This is a genomic window from Streptomyces sp. TRM68367, assembly GCF_014495685.1.
In the GTDB taxonomy this organism is placed as follows: Bacteria; Actinomycetota; Actinomycetes; order Streptomycetales; family Streptomycetaceae; genus Streptomyces.
Genome location: NZ_JACTVI010000013.1, coordinates 23318 through 41083 on the forward strand (window position 1 = coordinate 23318; position 17766 = coordinate 41083).

At 73.4% G+C, this 17766-nt stretch carries 15 protein-coding genes and 5 tRNA genes; 11 read left to right on the top strand and 9 right to left on the bottom strand.

Going from position 1 to position 17766, the window contains the following annotated elements; all coding sequences use genetic code 11:
• Positions 1 to 9 precede the first annotated feature (9 nt).
• A complete protein-coding gene (cbiE, locus tag H8R17_RS11855) occupies positions 10 to 1221 on the top strand; it encodes a precorrin-6y C5,15-methyltransferase (decarboxylating) subunit CbiE (RefSeq protein ID WP_187823120.1) in 1212 nt (403 codons plus the stop codon).
• A 344-nt stretch (positions 1222 to 1565) separates the two neighbouring features.
• Here cbiE and H8R17_RS11860 read toward each other — a convergent pair whose 3' ends face one another.
• Positions 1566 to 2972 (bottom strand): hypothetical protein, encoded by a 1407-nt coding sequence (locus tag H8R17_RS11860; RefSeq protein ID WP_187823121.1) that lies wholly within the window; start codon positions 2970 to 2972, stop codon positions 1566 to 1568.
• Between the two features lie 117 nt (positions 2973 to 3089).
• A complete protein-coding gene (locus tag H8R17_RS49185; protein WP_187823122.1) occupies positions 3090 to 4001 on the bottom strand; it encodes a hypothetical protein in 912 nt (303 codons plus the stop codon).
• Between the two features lie 219 nt (positions 4002 to 4220).
• Between H8R17_RS49185 and cobT the strand changes: the two genes are divergently transcribed.
• The 4 genes from cobT (at position 4221) to H8R17_RS11885 (ending at position 9674) form a co-directional block, all read left to right on the top strand.
• Positions 4221 to 6899, top strand: coding sequence for a nicotinate-nucleotide--dimethylbenzimidazole phosphoribosyltransferase (cobT, locus tag H8R17_RS11870; RefSeq protein ID WP_399476602.1), 2679 nt, complete (start codon positions 4221 to 4223; stop codon positions 6897 to 6899).
• A gap of 247 nt (positions 6900 to 7146) precedes the next feature.
• Complete coding sequence (gene cobA / locus H8R17_RS11875; protein ID WP_187823123.1) at positions 7147 to 8379, top strand: uroporphyrinogen-III C-methyltransferase; 1233 nt, start codon at positions 7147 to 7149, stop codon at positions 8377 to 8379.
• A gap of 74 nt (positions 8380 to 8453) precedes the next feature.
• Positions 8454 to 9272, top strand: coding sequence for an RNA methyltransferase (locus H8R17_RS11880; protein WP_187823124.1), 819 nt, complete (start codon positions 8454 to 8456; stop codon positions 9270 to 9272).
• A 9-nt stretch (positions 9273 to 9281) separates the two neighbouring features.
• Positions 9282 to 9674: an NUDIX domain-containing protein gene (locus tag H8R17_RS11885; RefSeq protein ID WP_187823125.1), complete on the top strand. Its 393-nt coding sequence runs from the start codon at positions 9282 to 9284 to the stop codon at positions 9672 to 9674.
• Between the two features lie 34 nt (positions 9675 to 9708).
• On the opposite strand, the gene H8R17_RS11890 is transcribed toward H8R17_RS11885, so the two are convergent.
• Positions 9709 to 9873 carry a hypothetical protein gene (locus H8R17_RS11890; RefSeq protein WP_187823126.1) on the bottom strand — a complete coding sequence of 55 codons (165 nt, stop codon included), beginning with the start codon at positions 9871 to 9873 and terminating at the stop codon, positions 9709 to 9711.
• A gap of 154 nt (positions 9874 to 10027) precedes the next feature.
• Positions 10028 to 11506 carry a serine/threonine-protein kinase gene (locus tag H8R17_RS11895; RefSeq protein ID WP_187823209.1) on the bottom strand — a complete coding sequence of 493 codons (1479 nt, stop codon included), beginning with the start codon at positions 11504 to 11506 and terminating at the stop codon, positions 10028 to 10030.
• 682 nt (positions 11507 to 12188) lie between these two features.
• Here H8R17_RS11895 and H8R17_RS11900 point away from each other — a divergent pair.
• From H8R17_RS11900 to H8R17_RS11910, 3 genes are all read left to right on the top strand, one after another.
• A complete protein-coding gene (locus tag H8R17_RS11900) occupies positions 12189 to 12386 on the top strand; it encodes a hypothetical protein (protein WP_187823127.1) in 198 nt (65 codons plus the stop codon).
• A 411-nt stretch (positions 12387 to 12797) separates the two neighbouring features.
• Positions 12798 to 13769 (top strand): phosphotransferase, encoded by a 972-nt coding sequence (locus H8R17_RS11905; RefSeq protein ID WP_187823128.1) that lies wholly within the window; start codon positions 12798 to 12800, stop codon positions 13767 to 13769.
• Positions 13770 to 13848: 79 nt separating this feature from the next.
• Positions 13849 to 14148: a zf-TFIIB domain-containing protein gene (locus H8R17_RS11910; RefSeq protein WP_187823129.1), complete on the top strand. Its 300-nt coding sequence runs from the start codon at positions 13849 to 13851 to the stop codon at positions 14146 to 14148.
• 60 nt (positions 14149 to 14208) lie between these two features.
• Here the strand turns inward: H8R17_RS11910 and H8R17_RS11915 are convergent.
• The 5 genes from H8R17_RS11915 to H8R17_RS11935 all read right to left on the bottom strand — a co-directional run bounded on the left by H8R17_RS11915 (position 14209) and on the right by H8R17_RS11935 (position 14673).
• Positions 14209 to 14280: transfer RNA gene (locus H8R17_RS11915), tRNA-Val, on the bottom strand.
• Between the two features lie 44 nt (positions 14281 to 14324).
• Positions 14325 to 14396 (bottom strand) — tRNA-Val (locus tag H8R17_RS11920).
• Positions 14397 to 14414: 18 nt separating this feature from the next.
• Positions 14415 to 14486, bottom strand: a tRNA-Val gene (locus H8R17_RS11925).
• A 1-nt stretch (position 14487) separates the two neighbouring features.
• A tRNA-Cys gene (locus H8R17_RS11930) sits at positions 14488 to 14561 on the bottom strand.
• Positions 14562 to 14600: 39 nt separating this feature from the next.
• A tRNA-Gly gene (locus H8R17_RS11935) sits at positions 14601 to 14673 on the bottom strand.
• Positions 14674 to 14860: 187 nt separating this feature from the next.
• Here H8R17_RS11935 and H8R17_RS11940 point away from each other — a divergent pair.
• The 3 genes from H8R17_RS11940 to H8R17_RS11950 all read left to right on the top strand — a co-directional run bounded on the left by H8R17_RS11940 (position 14861) and on the right by H8R17_RS11950 (position 17727).
• Positions 14861 to 16009, top strand: coding sequence for a chorismate-binding protein (locus H8R17_RS11940; protein ID WP_223124935.1), 1149 nt, complete (start codon positions 14861 to 14863; stop codon positions 16007 to 16009).
• Positions 16006 to 16827, top strand: a complete 822-nt coding sequence (locus H8R17_RS11945) for an aminotransferase class IV (protein ID WP_187823131.1) — start codon at positions 16006 to 16008, stop codon at positions 16825 to 16827. The genes H8R17_RS11940 and H8R17_RS11945 overlap by 4 nt, the downstream gene beginning before the upstream one ends.
• 75 nt (positions 16828 to 16902) lie before the next feature.
• On the top strand, positions 16903 to 17727 hold the full coding sequence (locus H8R17_RS11950; protein WP_187823132.1) for a GNAT family N-acetyltransferase: 825 nt from the start codon (positions 16903 to 16905) through the stop codon (positions 17725 to 17727).
• Positions 17728 to 17766 lie beyond the last annotated feature (39 nt).

The window sequence follows — 17766 nt, forward strand, 5'->3', positions numbered from 1 at the left end:
CTGACGACGATGGCCGATCGGGTCACGGTGATCGGCTGGGACGGTTCGCCGCTGACCGCCGCGGCACGTGCCGCCCTGGGCGCCGCCACGCTGGTGGCCGGTGCCGCCCACCACCTCGCGCTCCCCGAGGTGCCCCACACCGCCGAGCGCATCCGGCTCGGCAGCGTCGCCCTCGCCGCCCGCCGCATCGCCGCCCACCGCGGCACCGCGGTCGTGCTCGCCGACGGCGACCCCGGCTTCTTCGGCGTCGTACGGACCCTGCGCGCGCCCGAGTTCGGCCTGGAGGTCGAGGTCGTCCCCGCCGTCTCCTCCGTCGCCGCCGCCTTCGCCCGCGCCGGCATGCCCTGGGACGACGCCCACGTGGTCGTTGCCCACCGCCGCACCCTGCGCCGCGCCGTGAACGTGTGCCGCGCCCACACCAAGGTCGCCGTCCTCACCTCGCCGGGCGCCGGTCCCGCCGAACTCGGCCTGCTCCTCGACGGCGTCCACCGCACCTTCGTCATCTGCGAGGAACTCGGCACCGCGCGCGAACAGGTCAGCGTCGTCACCTCCGACAAGGCGGCCGACCACACCTGGCGCGACCCGAACGTCGTCATCGTCATCGGCGGCCCCGTCGGCGCGGGGGAGTCGGGCGGCTGGATCGCCGGCCGCGACCCGTCCGCCGGCCCGCGCGGCTGGTCGCTGCCCGCCGCGGCGTACGGCGGCGGCCTCGGCGAGGGCGAGGCGGACCTGCTGCGCGCCGCGCAACTCGCCCGCCTGGGACCGCGGCTCGGGGACCTGGTGTGGGACATCGGCTGCGGCAGCGGCGCCTTCGCCACCGAGGCCGCGCGCGCGGGCGCCGCCGTCATCGCCGTCGACCGCGACCCTGCCGCCTGTGCCCGCACCGAGTCCACCGCGCGCCGCTTCGGACTCCAGCTCCAGGTCGTGGCCGGCACCGCGCCGCACGTCCTGGAGAACCTCCCCGAACCGGACGTCGTCCGTGTCGGCGGCGGCGGGCCGGGCGTCGTCTCCGCGGTCGCCGACCGCCGCCCGCAGCGCATCGTCACGCACGCCGCCACCCGTGACGCCGCCGAACTCATCGGCCGGAATCTGACGGAGCACGGCTACGACGTCGAGTGCGCCCTCCTGCAGTCCGTCGGACTCGACACCCGGGCCTGGACGGAGACGGCGCGCAGCGTGGCGTTCCTGCTCAGCGGCGTACTGCCGGAGCGCGGCGCCTGATTCCGGGGCCGTCCCCTGTGATCCGGTTGTCGTACCGCGCGCGGTAGGCTGGCCGATCGCTGCACCGCACGCGGACGCCCGACGGTTCGTCGGTCAATGTCCGGAAAACGCACCCGTTTTGGGGTGGGTGTGGTACGGCAGAACCGGAGGACGCGCAACGTGGCGCAGTCCACAGCGGGCCGTCGCGGATCGACCTGTCGCGGCGGACGAACGGCCGCAACAATGCCAGTGAATGGCTTTGTCGCCTTTTCCGGGCGGGCTGTTCGTGCCGCTGAGGACGCACGCTCGTTCTTCACTGTGGGGCGGTCGGTGCGCCGTTCCGGGTGAGCTGGTCGTAAGAAGCACTAACCGATGGGCGAGGGGTACGCATGACCGACACCGGCCAGGTCCCGGGCGAGGGGCTGCCGGAGAACGCAGGCATGGTGGAGCAGCCGGGCGCCCCCGCGCACGGCGCGTACACCTACCTCTCCGAGACCACCGCCGAGGACGAAGACCTGTTGCTGCTGCCCGGCGCGCAGAGCCCGTGGGGCAACGAGGTCGCGCCGCCCGCGCCGGAACCGGTCGTCGAGACCGTGCACGAGCCGGGCCCGCACGAGATGTCCGGCCGCGACAGCGGCTCCGTCGACCTCGGCGCGGTCCGCCATCCGGGCCCCAGCCAGGCGCCGATCCAGACGCCGGCCCAGGTACCCGCCCAGGCTATGGCGCCGTCGTCGCCGCGCCGCCCGCTGCACCTCGGCCCGCCCGTCCCGAACGTCTCCGCCAGCCCGGTCCGCTCCCTCGCCGACCGCGGCCCGGCCCACGCGCCGGTACGGCAGTCCGGACCGCCGACGACCGGCCCCGAGTACCTCGACGTACCGCCGGCGCACGAGACGCCCCAGCAGGGCGCGGCGCCCTGGGGCGCACAGAGCACGGCACAGCCACCGGTGCACGCCGGGGCGCCCCCCGCGGAAACGGTTGTCCCGGCGCACGCCCCCACACCCGAGCCGGTGGGCGCGGCCCAGGCGGTCGTCGCCAGGGTGGCGACGGAGACGGCCGGGGCCGGGGCGCAGGGCGCGGAGACGGGTTCGGGCATGGCTGCCGACGGTGCGGATGCCGGGGCCGGGTTGGCTGCGCAGCCTGCTCGGGCCGACGCCGCGATGACCGCGCAGGACGGTGGGTCCGACGCGCAGGTCCCGCAGGGTAGGGAGGACGCGGTCGCCGGTGACGCCGCGCAGGGTGGTGCGGTGGCCCAGGGGCAGGAGCCCGGGCAGGCCGCCGGCGCCGAGGCTGCTGCGCAGGCAAACGCCGTCCAGGGCGGGCAGGTTCCGGTGAGCGGCGGTGCCGCGGACGGCGGGCAGGGGGCTGTCGCCGGGACCGCGGTGGCGGCTGCTGTCGCCGAGGCCGGTGCCGGGGGCGCGCAGGCACCTGAGGCGGGTGGCGCGGGCGCGCCGTCTGCTGCGGGGGCTGCCGGGCCGGGGAACGCTCAGGCTGCTCAGGCGGATGGTGCTGGTACGTCGTCGGCCGTGGGGGCCGGCGGACCGGGAAACGCGCAGGCCGCTGAGGCGGTTGGTGCAGAGGCGCTCCCGGCTGAGGACCCTGCTGGGCCCGATAGCGCTCAGGCGGGTGTCGCTGGTGCGTCCTCGGTTGCGGAGCCTGCCGCGCCCGGTGCCGCGGCTGCTGCGGAGGCCGGGTCGGCTGTGGCGTCCGGCGCTTCCGAGAGCGCTCAGGCGGCTGGGGCGGGTGTCGCCGGTGTGTCTTCGGTTGCGCAGCACGCCGTGTCGGAGGATGTACAAACTGGTGAGGCCGTTGCGGTGTCCGCCGGGCCTGGGAGTGGTCAGGCAGCCGGGGCTGGTGTTACGGGTGTGTCTTTGGTTGGGCAGCACGCCGTGTCAGGGGACGTACAGACTGATGAGGCGCCTGAGGCCGCCGTCGCGGGAGCGCAGTCGGCTGAGAATGTCCCGGCTCCGGAGGATGCTGTGCCGGAGGACGTCCGAGTCCCCGAGGCAACGGTGTCCGAGGGCGTCCAGACTGCCGACGGAGCCGCATCCCACTCCGTCCAGGCTTCCGAGGCCGGCACGCCCGAGCATGCGTCGGCTGCTCAGGGCACCGCGCCCCAGCCTGCCCAGGACGGCTCCGAGTCGACCGGAACGTCCCCGGCGCCGGAGGCCACGGATACCGCGTCCTTCCCTGAGGCTCCGGCTGCTGTAGAGGCTCCGCACTCCACGGACGGTTCCCGGGCACGGGCGGGGGAGGCCGTCGCCACTGCCGACCCGTCGGCCCAGCAGCCGGCTCAGGGGGACGCCGACCATGCCGCGCAGGGACAGCCCCAGCAGCCCGCCGCGGGGGCCCAGCCCGTGCCGGGGGAGCAGGCAGTGCCGGAGGCCCTGGCTACTGCCGGCGCTCAGCCGCCGGGGGATGTCCAGCCCGGGCCGGAGGCCCGGGCCGCCGTGGGTGCCGAGCCGAATGCGGGTGTTCAGGCGCCGGGGGATGCCCAGTTCGCGCCGGAGGTCCAGGCCGCGGTGGGTGCCCAGCCCAATGCGGGTGCTGAGCCGAATGTGGGTGTTCGGGCGCCGGGGGATGCTCCGCTTGCGCCGGAGGTCCAGGCCGCTGCGGGTGCACAACCATTTACGGATGCTCAGGCGGTCGGGGATGCCCAGTCCGCGCCGGAGGTCCAGGCCGCGGTGGGTGCCCAGCCCAATGCGGGTGCTGAGCCGAATGTGGGTGTTCGGGCGCCGGGGGATGCTCCGCTTGCGCCGGAGGTCCAGGCCGCCGCGGGTGCCCAGCCAACCGTGGATGCCCACTCCCCGCCGGATGCCCAGACCCCCGCGAACGCTCAACCAGCCGCGAGCACTCAGGCGACCGGGGATGCCCAACCCGTTCCGGGCGCTCAGTCCGAGCCGGAAGTCCAGACCACCGCGAGTCCTCAAGCCACCGCGGATGCCCCAGCGACCGGCGAGCCCCAGCCCACGCCGGACACCCAGTCCGTGCTGGGGGACCAGCCAACGGAGGAGCCCCAGCCCATGCCGGACGCTCAAGCCACCGGGCAGCGCCAGCCCGCGCCGGAGCCCCAGACCAGTGGGGAAACCCACCCCACATCTGACGCTCAGCCCGCACCGGGACTCCAGCCCGCACCGGGAGCCCAGCCAGTGCCGGAAGCCGAGTCGTCCACGCCAGGCACCCAGCCGGCCTCGGACGCACCCCCTGCTGCCCAGGCTCCGCACCAACCGCCCCCCGCCCAGTCCCGTCCGGCTGCCTCCGCGCAGCCGGCGCAGGGCCCGCAGACCTCCCCCGCCGCCCAGCAGGCGCACGTCGCCGGTGACGTACAACAAGGCGCGACCACCCCCACCGCGGCTGCCACCGCCGAAACCGCCACCGAAACCGCCCCGGAGGGCACCGCACCCCCGGCAGACCCGCACTCCGGACACTCCGCGGACCCCGCACACGCCGCGCCCACCCCGGACACCCCCACACCTCAGCCCCTCACCGCCGAAGCCACCGAGACATCCGAGGCCCCCCAGACAGCCGGAGCCACCGATACGGCCGGAGCCACCGATACGGCCGAAGCGGTCCACGCAGCCGAAGCGGCCCAGGCCGCCGACGCTCAACCCCAGCCCCCTACGGACCCCGGCAACCCCGCTCCCGGCGATGCGCCCGCCCCCTTCCCGGGCGCCGTCCCGCTGGAGCCGCGTCCGGACCAGCCGATGGGCGAGTTCGTCCCGGTCGAGGGCACGGTGCCGACCACTCCGCACCTCGCCCCGACCCCGCCGCAGCCCATCACGCTCCCCCCGGAGGAGCCGGGCCAGGCAGCAAACACGGTCCCCGGGCCCCGCGCCGCCGACGCCGGCCCCGACCCCGAACTCGTACAGAACGCCGACGACCTGGACACCCGGGCCGCCGACCAGGAAGACCAGAAGGACCGCGAGGAATTGAGCACGGCCGCAGTGGCAGACGTACGACAGCCCACCGGCCCCGCCGCACCCGCCTACGACGAGGCCGAGCGCGAGGCCGTCCTGAAGGTCATGCGCGAACGCCGCGACATCCGCAACGGCTTCCGCAGCGACCCCATCCCGCACGAGGTCCTGCTCCGCGTCCTGGAAGCCGCCCACACGGCACCTTCCGTCGGCCACTCCCAGCCCTGGGACTTCGTCGTCATCCGGTCCGCCGACACCCGCCGCACCATGCACGAACTGGCGATGCGCCAGCGCGAGGCGTACGCGAAGTCCCTCCCCAAGGGCCGGGCGAAGCAGTTCAAGGAACTGAAGATCGAGGCCATCCTCGACACCCCGGTGAACATCGTCGTCACCGCCGACCCGACCCGCGGCGGCCGTCACACCCTCGGCCGCCACACGCAGCCGCAGATGGCCCCGTACTCCTCCGCGCTCGCCGTCGAGAACCTCTGGCTCGCCGCCCGCGCCGAAGGCCTCGGCGTCGGCTGGGTCAGCTTCTTCGACGAGCGCGAGATGGTCCGCGCCCTCGGCCTGCCCGAGCACCTGGATGTCGTCGCCTACCTGTGCGTCGGGTACGTCGACGAGTTCCCGGACGAGCCCGAACTGCTCCAGGCCGGCTGGTCCAAGCGCCGCCCGCTGTCCTGGGTCGTGCACGAGGAGACGTACGGCCGCCGCGCCCTGCCCGGCGAGGAGCCGCACGACCTGCTCGCCGAGACCGTCGCGCAGATCCGCCCGCTGGACGCCAAGGCGCTCGGCGAGGCCTGGGAGCGGCAGAAGCGCATGACGAAGCCGGCCGGCGCGCTCGGCATGCTGGAGATCATCTCCGCGCAGTTGTCCGGCCTGTCCCGGCAGTGCCCGCCGCCCGTCCCGGAGCCCGCCGCCGTCGCGATCTTCGCCGGCGACCACGGCGTGCACGCCCAGGGCGTTACCCCCTGGCCGCAGGAGGTCACCGCCCAGATGGTGGCCAACTTCCTCGGCGGCGGCGCGGTCTGCAACGCCTTCGCCGGCCAGGTCGGCGCCGAGGTCTGCGTCATCGACGTGGGCGTCGCCGCCGAACTCCCGGCCACCCCGGGCCTGCTGCCGCGCAAGATCCGCTCCGGTACGTCCGACATGACCACCGGCCCCGCGATGACCCGCGAGGAGGCCAAGCAGGCCATCGAGGTGGGCATCGAGACCGCCCGCGACCTGGTGGCCGCCGGCAACAAGGCCCTGCTCACCGGCGAGATGGGCATCGCGAACACCACCGCGTCCGCCGCCCTGATCTCCGTCTTCACGGGCGCGGACCCGGGTGAGGTCACCGGCCGGGGCACCGGCATCAACGACGAGACCCTCGCCCGCAAGACCGAGGTCGTGCGCCGCGCACTCGAAACCCACCAGCCGGACCCGGCCGACCCGATCGGCGTCCTGGCCGCGATCGGCGGCTTCGAGCACGCGGCGCTCGTCGGCCTCCTGCTGGGCGGCGCCTCCCTGCGTACGCCGGTCATCCTGGACGGCGTCAGCGCCGGCGCCGCCGCCCTGGTCGCCCGCGCGATCGCCCCCGAGGTGCTGGCCGCCTGCATCGCCGGCCACCGCAGCGCCGAGCCCGGCCACGTGGCCGCCCTCAACAAGCTGGGCCTGCGCCCCCTGGTCGACCTCGACCTCCGCCTCGGCGAGGGCACGGGCGCCCTGCTGGCCCTCCCGCTGGTCCAGAGCACGGCCAGGGCCATGCACGAGGTGGCGACGTTCGACTCGGCGGGGGTAACGGAGAAGTAGCTGCTGCAACGCAGGGTCCCCTTCCAACAGCCCGGTGGTCGGGGGCCGTACGCGGGTCCGTGGGCAGTCGTTCCGCAGGGCGGAACGGGTGGACACGGACCCACGCACCCGCACCCGGCAACGACGCCCCGCCCCCGAACACCTGAGCCGCCCACCCCGCCAGCCCCCTAAAATCCGCATGTCAGGCACCCTGCAAAGCCGCAGAGGCATCGCCACCGCACCGCCGTAGTACAGGAGCCGCACCCTCATGGCCGAACACCCCGCCTACCCCGTAGGCCTCCGCCTCTCCGGCCGCCGCGTGGTCGTCCTCGGCGGCGGCCAGGTGGCCCAGCGCCGCCTCCCGGCCCTCATCGCGGCGGGCGCGGACATCCACCTCGTCTCCCCCGAGGCGACCCCGTCGGTCGAGGCCATGGCGGACGCGGGCGAGATCACATGGGAGAAGCGCCGCTACGAAGAAGGCGACCTCGCCGACGCCTGGTACGCCCTGATCGCCACCAGCGACCGAGAGGCGAATACCCAGTCCTCGGCCGAAGCGGAGCGCCACCGCGTCTGGTGCGTCCGCTCCGACGACGCCGACCAGGCCACCGCCTGGACCCCGGCCACCGGCCACAGCGAGGGCGTCACGATCGCCGTACTGACCACGGACGCGCGCGGTCGCGACCCCCGCCACACCGCCGCCATCCGCGACGCGGTCGTCGAGGGCCTGCGCGACGGCACGCTCGTCGCCCCGCACCACCGCACCCGCACCCCCGGCGTCGCCCTGGTCGGCGGCGGCCCCGGCGACCCGGACCTGATCACGGTCCGCGGGCGCCGCCTGCTCGCCGAGGCCGACGTCGTCATCGCCGACCGCCTCGGCCCGCGCGACCTGCTCGCCGAACTCCCGCCGCACGTCGAGGTGATCGACGCGGCGAAGATCCCCTACGGCCGGTTCATGGCCCAGGAGGCCATCAACAACGCCCTGATCGAGCACGCCAAGCAGGGCAAGTCGGTCGTACGGCTCAAGGGCGGCGACCCGTACGTCTTCGGCCGCGGCATGGAGGAACTCCAGGCCCTCGCCGAGGCCGGCATCCCGTGCACCGTCGTCCCGGGCATCTCCAGCTCGATCTCGGTGCCGGGCGCGGCCGGCATCCCGGTCACCCACCGCGGCGTCGCCCACGAGTTCACCGTGGTCAGCGGACACGTCGCCCCCGACGACGAGCGCTCGCTCGTCGACTGGCCGTCGCTGGCGAAGCTGACCGGCACGCTCGTGATCCTCATGGGCGTCGACAAGATCGGCAAGATCGCCGAGACCCTGGTCGCCCACGGCAAGTCGCCGGACACCCCGGTCGCCCTGGTCCAGGAAGGTACGACGGCCGCGCAGCGCCGCGTTGACGCGACCCTCGCGACGGTCGCGGAGGCCGTACGGGCACAGGACGTGAAGCCCCCGGCGGTCATCGTCGTCGGCGAGGTCGTGCGGGTCGGTCCCACGGCTTCCGCGTGAGTCCGCATAACCGCGGGTAACAGAACCTGTTCCGAGCCGTTGGCACCGCACTCAGGACAAGGCAGTATCACCCTGTGGCCGATCTCATCACCGTCGAGGACCCCGACGACCCGCGCCTGCACGACTACACGGGCCTGACCGACGTCGACCTGCGCCGCAAGCGCGAGCCTGCCGAGGGCCTGTTCATCGCCGAGGGCGAGAAGGTCATCAGACGTGCCAAGGAAGCCGGGTACGAGATGCGCTCGATGCTGCTCTCGGCCAAGTGGGTCGATGTCATGCGCGACGTCATCGACGAACTCCCGGCCCCGGTGTACGCGGTCGGCCCGGAACTCGCCGAGCAGGTCACCGGCTACCACGTGCACCGCGGCGCGCTCGCCTCCATGCAGCGCAAGCCGCTGCCCACGGCGGAGGAACTGTTGCAGACAACCCGCCGGGTCGTGGTGATGGAGTCGGTCAACGACCACACCAACATCGGCGCGATCTTCCGCTCCGCCGCCGCCCTCGGCATGGACGCGGTCCTGCTCTCCCCGGACTGCGCCGACCCGCTCTACCGGCGCAGCGTGAAGGTGTCGATGGGCGCGGTCTTCTCCGTGCCGTACGCCCGTCTGGACACCTGGCCCAAGAGCCTGGAGTCGGTCCGCGACGCGGGCTTCACGCTCCTCGCCCTCACCCCCGACGAGAAGGCCAGGACCCTCGACGAGGCCGCCCCGCACAGGATGGACCGCGTGGCCCTGATGCTCGGCGCGGAGGGCGACGGCCTGTCCACGCAGGCCCTGGTCGCCGCCGACGAGTGGGTCCGCATCCCCATGTCCCACAGCGTCGACTCCCTCAACGTGGGCGCGGCGGCCGCGGTCGCCTTCTACGCGGTGGCCACGGGCCGCCCCCAGGCGTAGGGGGCGTACGTGGCACAGCGCGAGGCGATCGTCGCCGTACTGCTGCGCGGTGACCGGGTGCTCGTCATCCGCCGCGGCCCCGCAGCGCAGCGCTCCGGCTACTGGGCACCGCTCAGCGGCAAGATCGAGCCGGGGGAGACGCAGCGGGCGGCGGTGGCCCGCGAGGTCCGTGAGGAGGTCGGCCTCACCGTCACCCCGCTGGCGAAGGTCTGGGAGTCCGAGACCGACGACGGCCGCTTCCGCCTCCACTGGTGGACCGCCCGCGCGGACACGGGCGAGGTCGTCCCCGACCCCGGCGAGGTCGGAGAGGCCCGCTGGGTCACGCCGGAGGAGTTCCTGGCCCTGGACCCGGTCTTCGACGGAGACCGCGAGTTCTTCGAACGGATCCTGCCGCGACTGTGACACGACACGGTGCCCAGGCGTCAGGCCTGGACGGTCAGGTCCGGGTGCCACGATCTGGTCCGCGACGGACCTCGTCCTCCTCGGCGAACAGCTTCAGCCACGTCCAGGGCACGCTCCTGCTGTCGGCGACCTTGCGGACCGCGACCTCGGCCGGGCTCGGGCAGCACATGACGCCGGACGTGCCGGGGCTGCCCGACATCGATCGTCCAGCCCCATGGCTCGTCGACCGGATCCGCGGCACCGTGCGAGACGATCCATCCGTCGATCCACGCCCGCACCAACACATCAGATCACCTTGGGTGCCTTACGTCTCGGGTCGCGCGACGAGGAGGCCTCGCCTTCCCGGATGGTTCTCAGGCGGCCGGGCTCCGGTGAGACAGATCGAGCGTCGACCCGTACCGCTCGGACATCAACTCCCCGCCCGGCGGCGCCTGCCCGGGCCGCACCTGCTCCTGCCGCTGCTGCCGTACGACGTCACGGTCGCCGCCGAGGCCCTGCGACGGTCCCTGGCAGCCCTGGGCGGCGGCGATGCCGAGCGCCACCAGCAGCGTCACCACGACGAACACGATCAGCCGCTGCCGCAGCAGCCGGGGATTGGCCGGCCGCCGTCCGGCCCCCGTCGTCCTGGACGCCGGACGACCGGAACCGCCGCGCGAGGCGGGACGGCTCCCGCCGCGTGTCGTGTTCCGTGCGGCGGGGGTGGACCGCGACCCGGACCGGGACGCCGCGCTCGTGCCCCGCGACGGCGTACTGCCGTTGCGCGAGGCGCTGCCGCCCCGGGACTGGGTCCCGCCGCGCGGTGCGGCCGGACCGCGCGAGGAGCCGGTGCCGCGAGGGGTGGGAGTTCCCGGCGCGCCTTGCCGCGGGCGCCGCTGTACGCGTTCCGGATGGGCGCGCTCGGCGCGCTCGGAGTGGGTGCGGTCCGGGTAACTGTCCGGGAGCCGGCTGGTGGGCCGGTCCGCGTCGCCCGCGCGCGGCGCCGGAGGACGCACATCGGCGAGCCCCTGCGCCTCGCGGGCCGCGATCTCCTTGAGACGCAGCGACAGTTGGAGCGTGCTGGGCCGCTCCTCGGGGTCCTTCGCCAGGCACGCCCGTACGAGCGGCGCCAGCGCGTCCGGGACGCCGTGCAGCTGTGCCTCCTCGTGCACCACGCGGTACAGCATCACCTCGGAACTGCCGTGTCCGAAGGGCGAGTCGCCCATGGAGGCGTAGGCGAGCGTGGCGCCGAGTGAGAACACGTCCGTGGCCGGCGTGACGGCCGCGCCGCGCACCTGCTCCGGGGCGAGGAAGCCGGGGGAGCCGACCGCCGTGCCGACGTGGGTGAGCGTCGAGGCGCCCGTGGCCCAGGCGATGCCGAAGTCGATGATCCGTGGCCCCTTCGGGGACAGCAGGATGTTGGACGGCTTCAGGTCCCGGTGCACCACACCGGCCTCGTGTACGGCGACCAGGCCCTCCGACAGCGCGGCCCCGACCGCGGCGACGTCGGCCGCGCCGAGCGGGCCCTCTTCGGCGACCTTGTCGTGCAGGGAGGGGCCGGGCACGTACTGCGTGGCGAACCAGGGCCGGTCGGCCTCCAGGTCCGCCGCCACCAGTCGCGCGGTGCACCCGCCCCTGATCCGCCGTGCCGCCGAGACCTCACGCGCGAAGCGGGAGCGGAACTCCTGGTCCTCTGCCAGGTCAGGCCGGATGACCTTCAGCGCGACCCGCTGCCCCTTCTTGTCGGAGCCCAGGTAGACCACGCCCATTCCGCCCGCGCCGAGCCGCCTGTGAAGCCTGAACGAGCCGACGACGCGCGGGTCCTCGCGCCTCAGGCGCATCATCGCCATGTTCATCCCCGCTGCCCGGTCCCTGTGACGTGCCACAGCTTACGTTTCCACGACCGTCTGCGCGCAGAGGCCGCGCCCTCTCGTCCCGACGGATTGCCAGTGCTGGGTGGGAGACTTGAAGGGTTGTCAAGGAGGAGGTGAGCAGGCCGGCTTCGCGCCGCGAGTGATCCCAACCACCCGTCACAGAGGGGGGATTGAACCCGTGAATGGTGATCGTGTGGAGATAGTCGTGGATGCCGTGGACACGACGCGCACGTACGAGGCGGTGGCGAGCAGGGCGGGCCGCCGGGTGGAGACGGCGATACGGCGGGGCGCGGTCGAAGTGAGCGAAGTCACCCGGTGGGGGTCCCCCCACGCTGAGGGCCCGCTGCGGCAGCACGGACGCCGAGATCGAGTAGGAGGGGACGACGGCGCGGAGAAGGACGGATAGCCGAACGCGTCCAACCGGACGGGCCGGGGCGTCCCCTCGGGGAAGACCCTCAGACCTAGGACCTCGTCTCCACCCAGGGGAGTACTCCCCAGGTCATGGCTCATCCTCCGGGAGGCCCGGCAATCGGTACGAGGGCATGACGCCGGGCGCGTGCCGGGCGCCTAGATTTGAGGTCAAGCGGCGGGTGGCAGCACTCGTCCCCCGAGGTCAGACACCCGCCGCTGCCAACGACAACTGAGCACGGTCAGGAGAGGGACCATGGCCTACACGGCACCGCGGACACTGATCCGCGAGCAGGGACGCACGGCGCTGCGGCCCCGCCGGCGGGGCCGCCGCCACCCTCTGGTGGCGACGCTGATGGCCCTTCCTCTGGCGGTCCTGCTCCTCGTCGTCTTCGACGGCTGGGAGACAGTGGCCACACAGGCGTCGTCCGTGGGTGTGATGCTGGGGCGCTGAGCGGCGACCCCAGGCCCGGAAGAGCGGTCCGGGCGGGGACATCCACCCATGAAACCCCGTGGGGACGGGGGTGCGGCGGACGGCACAAATGCCGGCGCAGCTGGGGAGCTGCGCCGGCATTGCTTTTTTGCCCGGAGTACGGCCGGTGGTCGGGTGCGGGTTGTACGCCTGCGGCGGCCCGCGCGGCTCCGGTGGGGGTGCGCGTAGCGCCCATGCGTTCCTCCCCCGGTGCCTTAAGGGCCTGGGAGGTAGTGAGTCTCGCTCCCGGTGAGTGCCGGTGCCGGGCTCCAGCACCGACCGACAGTCACTGAGCAACGCCGGACCACGTACCCGGCACCCGGCCCGCACCAGCGCCCGGCACCCACCCCCCACGTACCCTCACCACCAAACGGCACCCGACCAAGGAGCCCTGTGGCATCGAACCCGCTGCTCGGTGCGCTGACCACAAAGGTCAGAGCCGCGGCGCACGCCAGGACGCCGGCCTGCCCCTGCGGTGCCACCAGCGCGCTCGCGGACCGCCCCGACGGCACGGTCGTACGACACGCGGACACCGTCGCGAAGGCCCATGCCCCGGACACCGACCCCGCCGAGCTCGCTCATCGTCTCACCGCCGCCGCCCGCCTCCCCGACGTACTCCTGCCCCCGCTCACCCCGACACCCTCCGCCCTGGACGGCCGCCTCGTCACCTTCTGGCCGTACGGCACCCCGGTCGACCCGGACGACCCTGACGCCGCGCCCTGGGAGGCCGCCGGCAGACTCCTCGCCCTCCTCCACCGGACCCCGGCAGACACCCTCCCGCCGGGCTTCCCCACGATGCGCGGCCCCGCCAAGGCGGCCCGCGCCGTCGTCCGCCTCCGCGCCCACACCGGCACCGCCGCCGGACGCGGACCGCACCCCGCGACCGCCACCGTCCTGCGCGCCTGGGCCACCCTCCCGCCCTGGGCCCACTCCGAGGCGCCCATGCCAACGCCGGCCACCACCCTGTGCCACGGCGACCTCCACCTCGGCCAGCTCGTACGCCACCCGGCACCCGATGGACCCTGGCTGCTCATCGACGTCGACGACCTCGGCACCGGCGTAGCGGCCTGGGACCTCGCCCGCCCCGCCGCCTGGTATGCCTGCGGCCTGCTCCCGCCCGACGAGTGGACCCGCTTCCTCACCGCCTACCGAACCGCCGACGGCCCCGCCGTCCCCCGCGACGGCGACCCCTGGCCCGTACTGGACGTCCCGGCCCGCGCCCTCACCGTGCAGACCGCCGCCCGGGCGATCACCAAGGCCCTGGCGGAGGGCCGTCACCTGGACGAGGTCGAGCAGTCCCTCGTGGACGCCTGCTCCCGAATGGCGTCCACCCCGCCCGAGTTGGCACACGAATACGCAAAGTAGGGTGCAACCGACCGCAGCCGGACGGAGTCTGTCCTGGCGATGCGCGAAGCAGGACCGACCGGCGAGGAGTTGAACCGACATGCAGTGTCCGAAGTGCCGTGCGCCGATGCACACCTACAACCGCAACGGCGTCCAGATTGAACAGTGCAGCGGCTGCCGCGGGATCTTTCTCGACTACGGCGAGCTGGAGTCGCTGACCCGCCTGGAGGCCCAGTGGTCCCAGCCGGCCCCACCGCCTCCGCCCGCCCCGCAGGCGTACCCGGCCCCGCCGGCCCCGGCCTGGGGTGCCCCGCACGGCGGCCACCACGGCGGCCACCACGGTCATCACGGAGGCCACCGCCGGCACAAGAGCTTCGGGCACATGCTGTTCTCGTCCTGACGCGAGACCTGGCACGACGAAGCCCCCGGCCACGCGAGACGGCCGGGGGCTTCGAGTGTGTGGACGATACTGGGATTGAACCAGTGACCTCTTCCGTGTCAGGGAAGCGCTCTCCCGCTGAGCTAATCGTCCTCGGGGACCACGACCACTCGGAGGAGTGGATCATGGGCACTACGTGCGCGATACTGGGATTGAACCAGTGACCTCTTCCGTGTCAGGGAAGCGCTCTCCCGCTGAGCTAATCGCGCGGGGATCCGAAGATCCGGTGGACGATACTGGGATTGAACCAGTGACCTCTTCCGTGTCAGGGAAGCGCTCTCCCGCTGAGCTAATCGTCCTTGGAGGTGGAGACGGGATTTGAACCCGTGTAGACGGCTTTGCAGGCCGTTGCCTCGCCTCTCGGCCACTCCACCAGGAGTGCAGGGAACCAGCAAGATCCCCTTCTTCCTTCGAGCGGACGACGAGGCTCGAACTCGCGACCTCAACCTTGGCAAGGTTGCGCTCTACCAACTGAGCTACGTCCGCTTGTCGTTTCGGTCCGCTCCCGCGTCCCGGCGACGGATTGAACTCTAGCGGATTCCGGGGCCAGTACAAAAACGCGTTTGTGCAGCGTGCTGCGCTACGCCTGGTCACGGGGCAGGTCGGGGTGTTGGAAACGCCACGATCCGGTCACCCGTGGCACGCCCGCTCTAGACTCGATCACGTGCTCGACATGCCAGCCCTCGCCCGCTTCGGCGGTCGCGTCGCCACGGGGCTCCTCGACGTCACGGGCGACCCCGCCGCCCTGGACTCCAGCGGCTTCTGGGCCGTCTGCGCCGACTACGAGGGCCGCCTGACCTGCGCCCGCTTCCGTGACGTACGCCACGAACCCGTGCCGACTCCGGTGCCGGGCGCCTGGCGCGGACCGGCGCCCGACGCCTGGACGTCCTCCCTCGACCGCGCCGCGTACACGGCGGGCGTGCGGCGCATCCGCGAGCACATCAGGGCCGGCGACGTCTACCAGGCGAACCTGTGCCGGGTGCTGTCGGCGCCCGTCGCACCGGACGCCGACGTGGACGCCCTCACCGCGCTGCTCGCGCGCGGCAACCCGGCGCCGTACGCGGGGACGATACGGCTGCCCCGGCACGGCGTGGAGATAGCCACCGCGTCTCCCGAGCTGTTCCTGCGGCGCGCCGGGCGGATCGTCGAGTCCGGGCCGATCAAGGGCACCGGGCGCACCGAGACGGACCTCCTGGAGAAGGACTACGCCGAGAACGTGATGATCGTGGACCTGGTCCGCAACGACATCGGCCGGGTCTGCGCCACCGGCAGCGTCACCGTCCCCGACCTGTGCGCCGTGGAGAAGCATCCCGGCCTGGTCCACCTCGTCTCCACCGTGCGCGGCGAGCTGCGCGCGGACGTCGGCTGGCCGGAGCTGCTGGCGGCGGCATTCCCGCCCGGCTCGGTCACCGGCGCGCCCAAGTCGAGCGCCCTGCGCATCCTGGCCGCCCTGGAGCCCGCGCCCCGCGGCCCGTACTGCGGCGGCATCGGCTGGGTCGACGCCGACCGGGGCACCGGCGAGCTGGCCGTCGGCATCCGCACCTTCTGGATCGACCGGACCGGTTCGGACACGGCCATGGTGCGCTTCGGCACCGGCGCGGGCATCACCTGGGGGTCCGACCCCGAGGGGGAGTGGCGCGAGACCGAGCTGAAGGCCTCCCGGCTGCTCGCGGTAGCGTCGGGAGCGTACGAGGTGAGTGAAGGGACCTTTACGTGCTGTGCTGTCCCGGGGGACGCTGCAGCCGACAGCGGCTCCGCCGCGGGCCGGACCCCCGGCCGGTCCCATACGCCCGGCACTGAGTTGCGAGGTAGAGACCAGTGAAGCTATGGCTCGACGGCGGGCTTCAGGACATCGAGTCCGCCCGTGTCTCCGTCTTCGACCACGGACTGACCGTGGGCGACGGCATCTTCGAAACGGTGAAGGCGGTCGAGGGGAAGCCGTTCGCGCTCACCCGGCATCTCGACCGGCTGACCCGCTCCGCGCGCGGCCTCGGCCTGCCCGACCCGGACCTCGACGAGGTACGCCGTGCCTGCGCCGCCGTCCTCGACGCCAACCCGATGCCCCTCGGACGCCTGCGCATCACCTACACCGGTGGCCACGGCCCACTCGGTTCCGACCGCGGCGAGCAGGGCCCGACCCTTGTGGTCGCCCTCGGCGCGACCACCCGCCGCCCCGACTCCACCGCCGTCGTCACGGTCCCCTGGACCCGCAACGAGCGCGGCGCGCTGACGGGTCTGAAGACGACCTCGTACGCCGAGAACGTCGTCGCGCTCGCCCGCGCCCGCCAGCACAGCGCCTCCGAGGCCCTGTTCGGCAACACCGTCGGGCAGCTGTGCGAGGGCACCGGGTCGAACGTCTTCGTCGTCCTCGACGGCGAGATCCACACCCCGCCGCTCGCCTCCGGCTGCCTCGCCGGCATCACCCGCGCCCTGACCGTCGAGTGGACCGGCGCCAAGGAGACGGACCTGCCGCTGGATGTGCTGGAGCGGGCCGAGGAGGTCTTCCTCACGTCCACGCTGCGGGACGTGCAGGCCGTGCACCGGGTCGACGACCGCGAGCTGCCCGGTGCCCCGGGGCCGGTGACCGCCAAGGCCATGCGGGTCTTCGATGAGCGTTCCGGGGACGACCTCGATCCCTGAAAGCGTGGCAAGATCCAGGAAAGCCCGCTGAAACCAGGCTGACGTCGGCCCCTGTCACCGGGTAGAACACCCGTGATGACCACCACCCTGCGGCCGACCGAGCCGCTTCAGCACAACGCCGACGGAACGCGGTCACGCCGCTACGAGGTGTGCGTCAACAGCCGTCCCGTGGGCACCATACGCATCGGCACACATCCGGTCTTCGGTGACGCGGTGGCCCGCATCCAGAAGCTGCGGATCGAGGAAGCGGACCGGCGGCGCGGCCGGGGCACGGTGGCCGTGCTCGCTGCCGAGGAGATCGCGCGCGGCTGGGGCTGCCAGCGCATCGAGGCGATGGTCCCCGCCGAGCCGGAGGCGGCCTTTCGCCTCGCCACGGCGCTGGGGTACGTGGTGCGCAACCGCAACTTGGAGAAGCCGCTCGGCGACGTCCCGCCCGGCCTGCCCGAGGGCAGCCACGCGCGGCCCATGACCAGGGCCGAGTTCGGGCCCTGGCTGGACAAGGGGCGGGAGGACTACGCCCGGAGCTGGACCGAGCGCGGCGTCCCGGAGACCGAGGCCCGGGCCAAGTCCGAGCGGGACCACGCCACCCTCCTGCCGGACGGCCACGCCACGCCGGGCATGCTCGTGAGCGTCCTCGAACACGAGGGGACCCCGGTAGGCACGCTGTGGCTGGCGCTGCGCGACGAGAAGGCCTTCGTCTACGACGTCGAGACCGACGCCGCTCACCGCGGCAAGGGCCACGGGCGCACGCTCATGCTGCTGGCCGAGGCCCAGACGATCGCCGCGAACAAGCGGACCCTCGGCCTCAACGTCTTCGCCGGCAACACCCCGGCCGAACGGCTCTATGAGTCACTCGGTTATGAGACGAAGCAGTACGCGCTGTACAAGCCCCTGCTGTAGCAGCGACCGGGGACGGTTTGTACGCGGCGCCAGGATGGC

Excerpts from the sequence above, each read along its gene's own strand:
- cbiE (WP_187823120.1), top strand. The coding sequence starts at position 10 with ATGGCCGATCGGGTCACGGTGATCGGCTGGGACGGTTCGCCGCTGACC.
- cobT (WP_399476602.1), top strand. The coding sequence starts at position 4,221 with ATGCCGGACGCTCAAGCCACCGGGCAGCGCCAGCCCGCGCCGGAGCCC.
- cobA (WP_187823123.1), top strand. The coding sequence starts at position 7,147 with ATGGCCGAACACCCCGCCTACCCCGTAGGCCTCCGCCTCTCCGGCCGC.
- H8R17_RS11890 (WP_187823126.1), bottom strand. The coding sequence starts at position 9,873 with ATGTCGGGCAGCCCCGGCACGTCCGGCGTCATGTGCTGCCCGAGCCCG.
- H8R17_RS11895 (WP_187823209.1), bottom strand. The coding sequence starts at position 11,506 with ATGAACATGGCGATGATGCGCCTGAGGCGCGAGGACCCGCGCGTCGTC.
- H8R17_RS11900 (WP_187823127.1), top strand. The coding sequence starts at position 12,189 with ATGGCCTACACGGCACCGCGGACACTGATCCGCGAGCAGGGACGCACG.
- H8R17_RS11910 (WP_187823129.1), top strand. The coding sequence starts at position 13,849 with ATGCAGTGTCCGAAGTGCCGTGCGCCGATGCACACCTACAACCGCAAC.
- H8R17_RS11940 (WP_223124935.1), top strand. The coding sequence starts at position 14,861 with ATGCCAGCCCTCGCCCGCTTCGGCGGTCGCGTCGCCACGGGGCTCCTC.
- H8R17_RS11950 (WP_187823132.1), top strand. The coding sequence starts at position 16,903 with ATGACCACCACCCTGCGGCCGACCGAGCCGCTTCAGCACAACGCCGAC.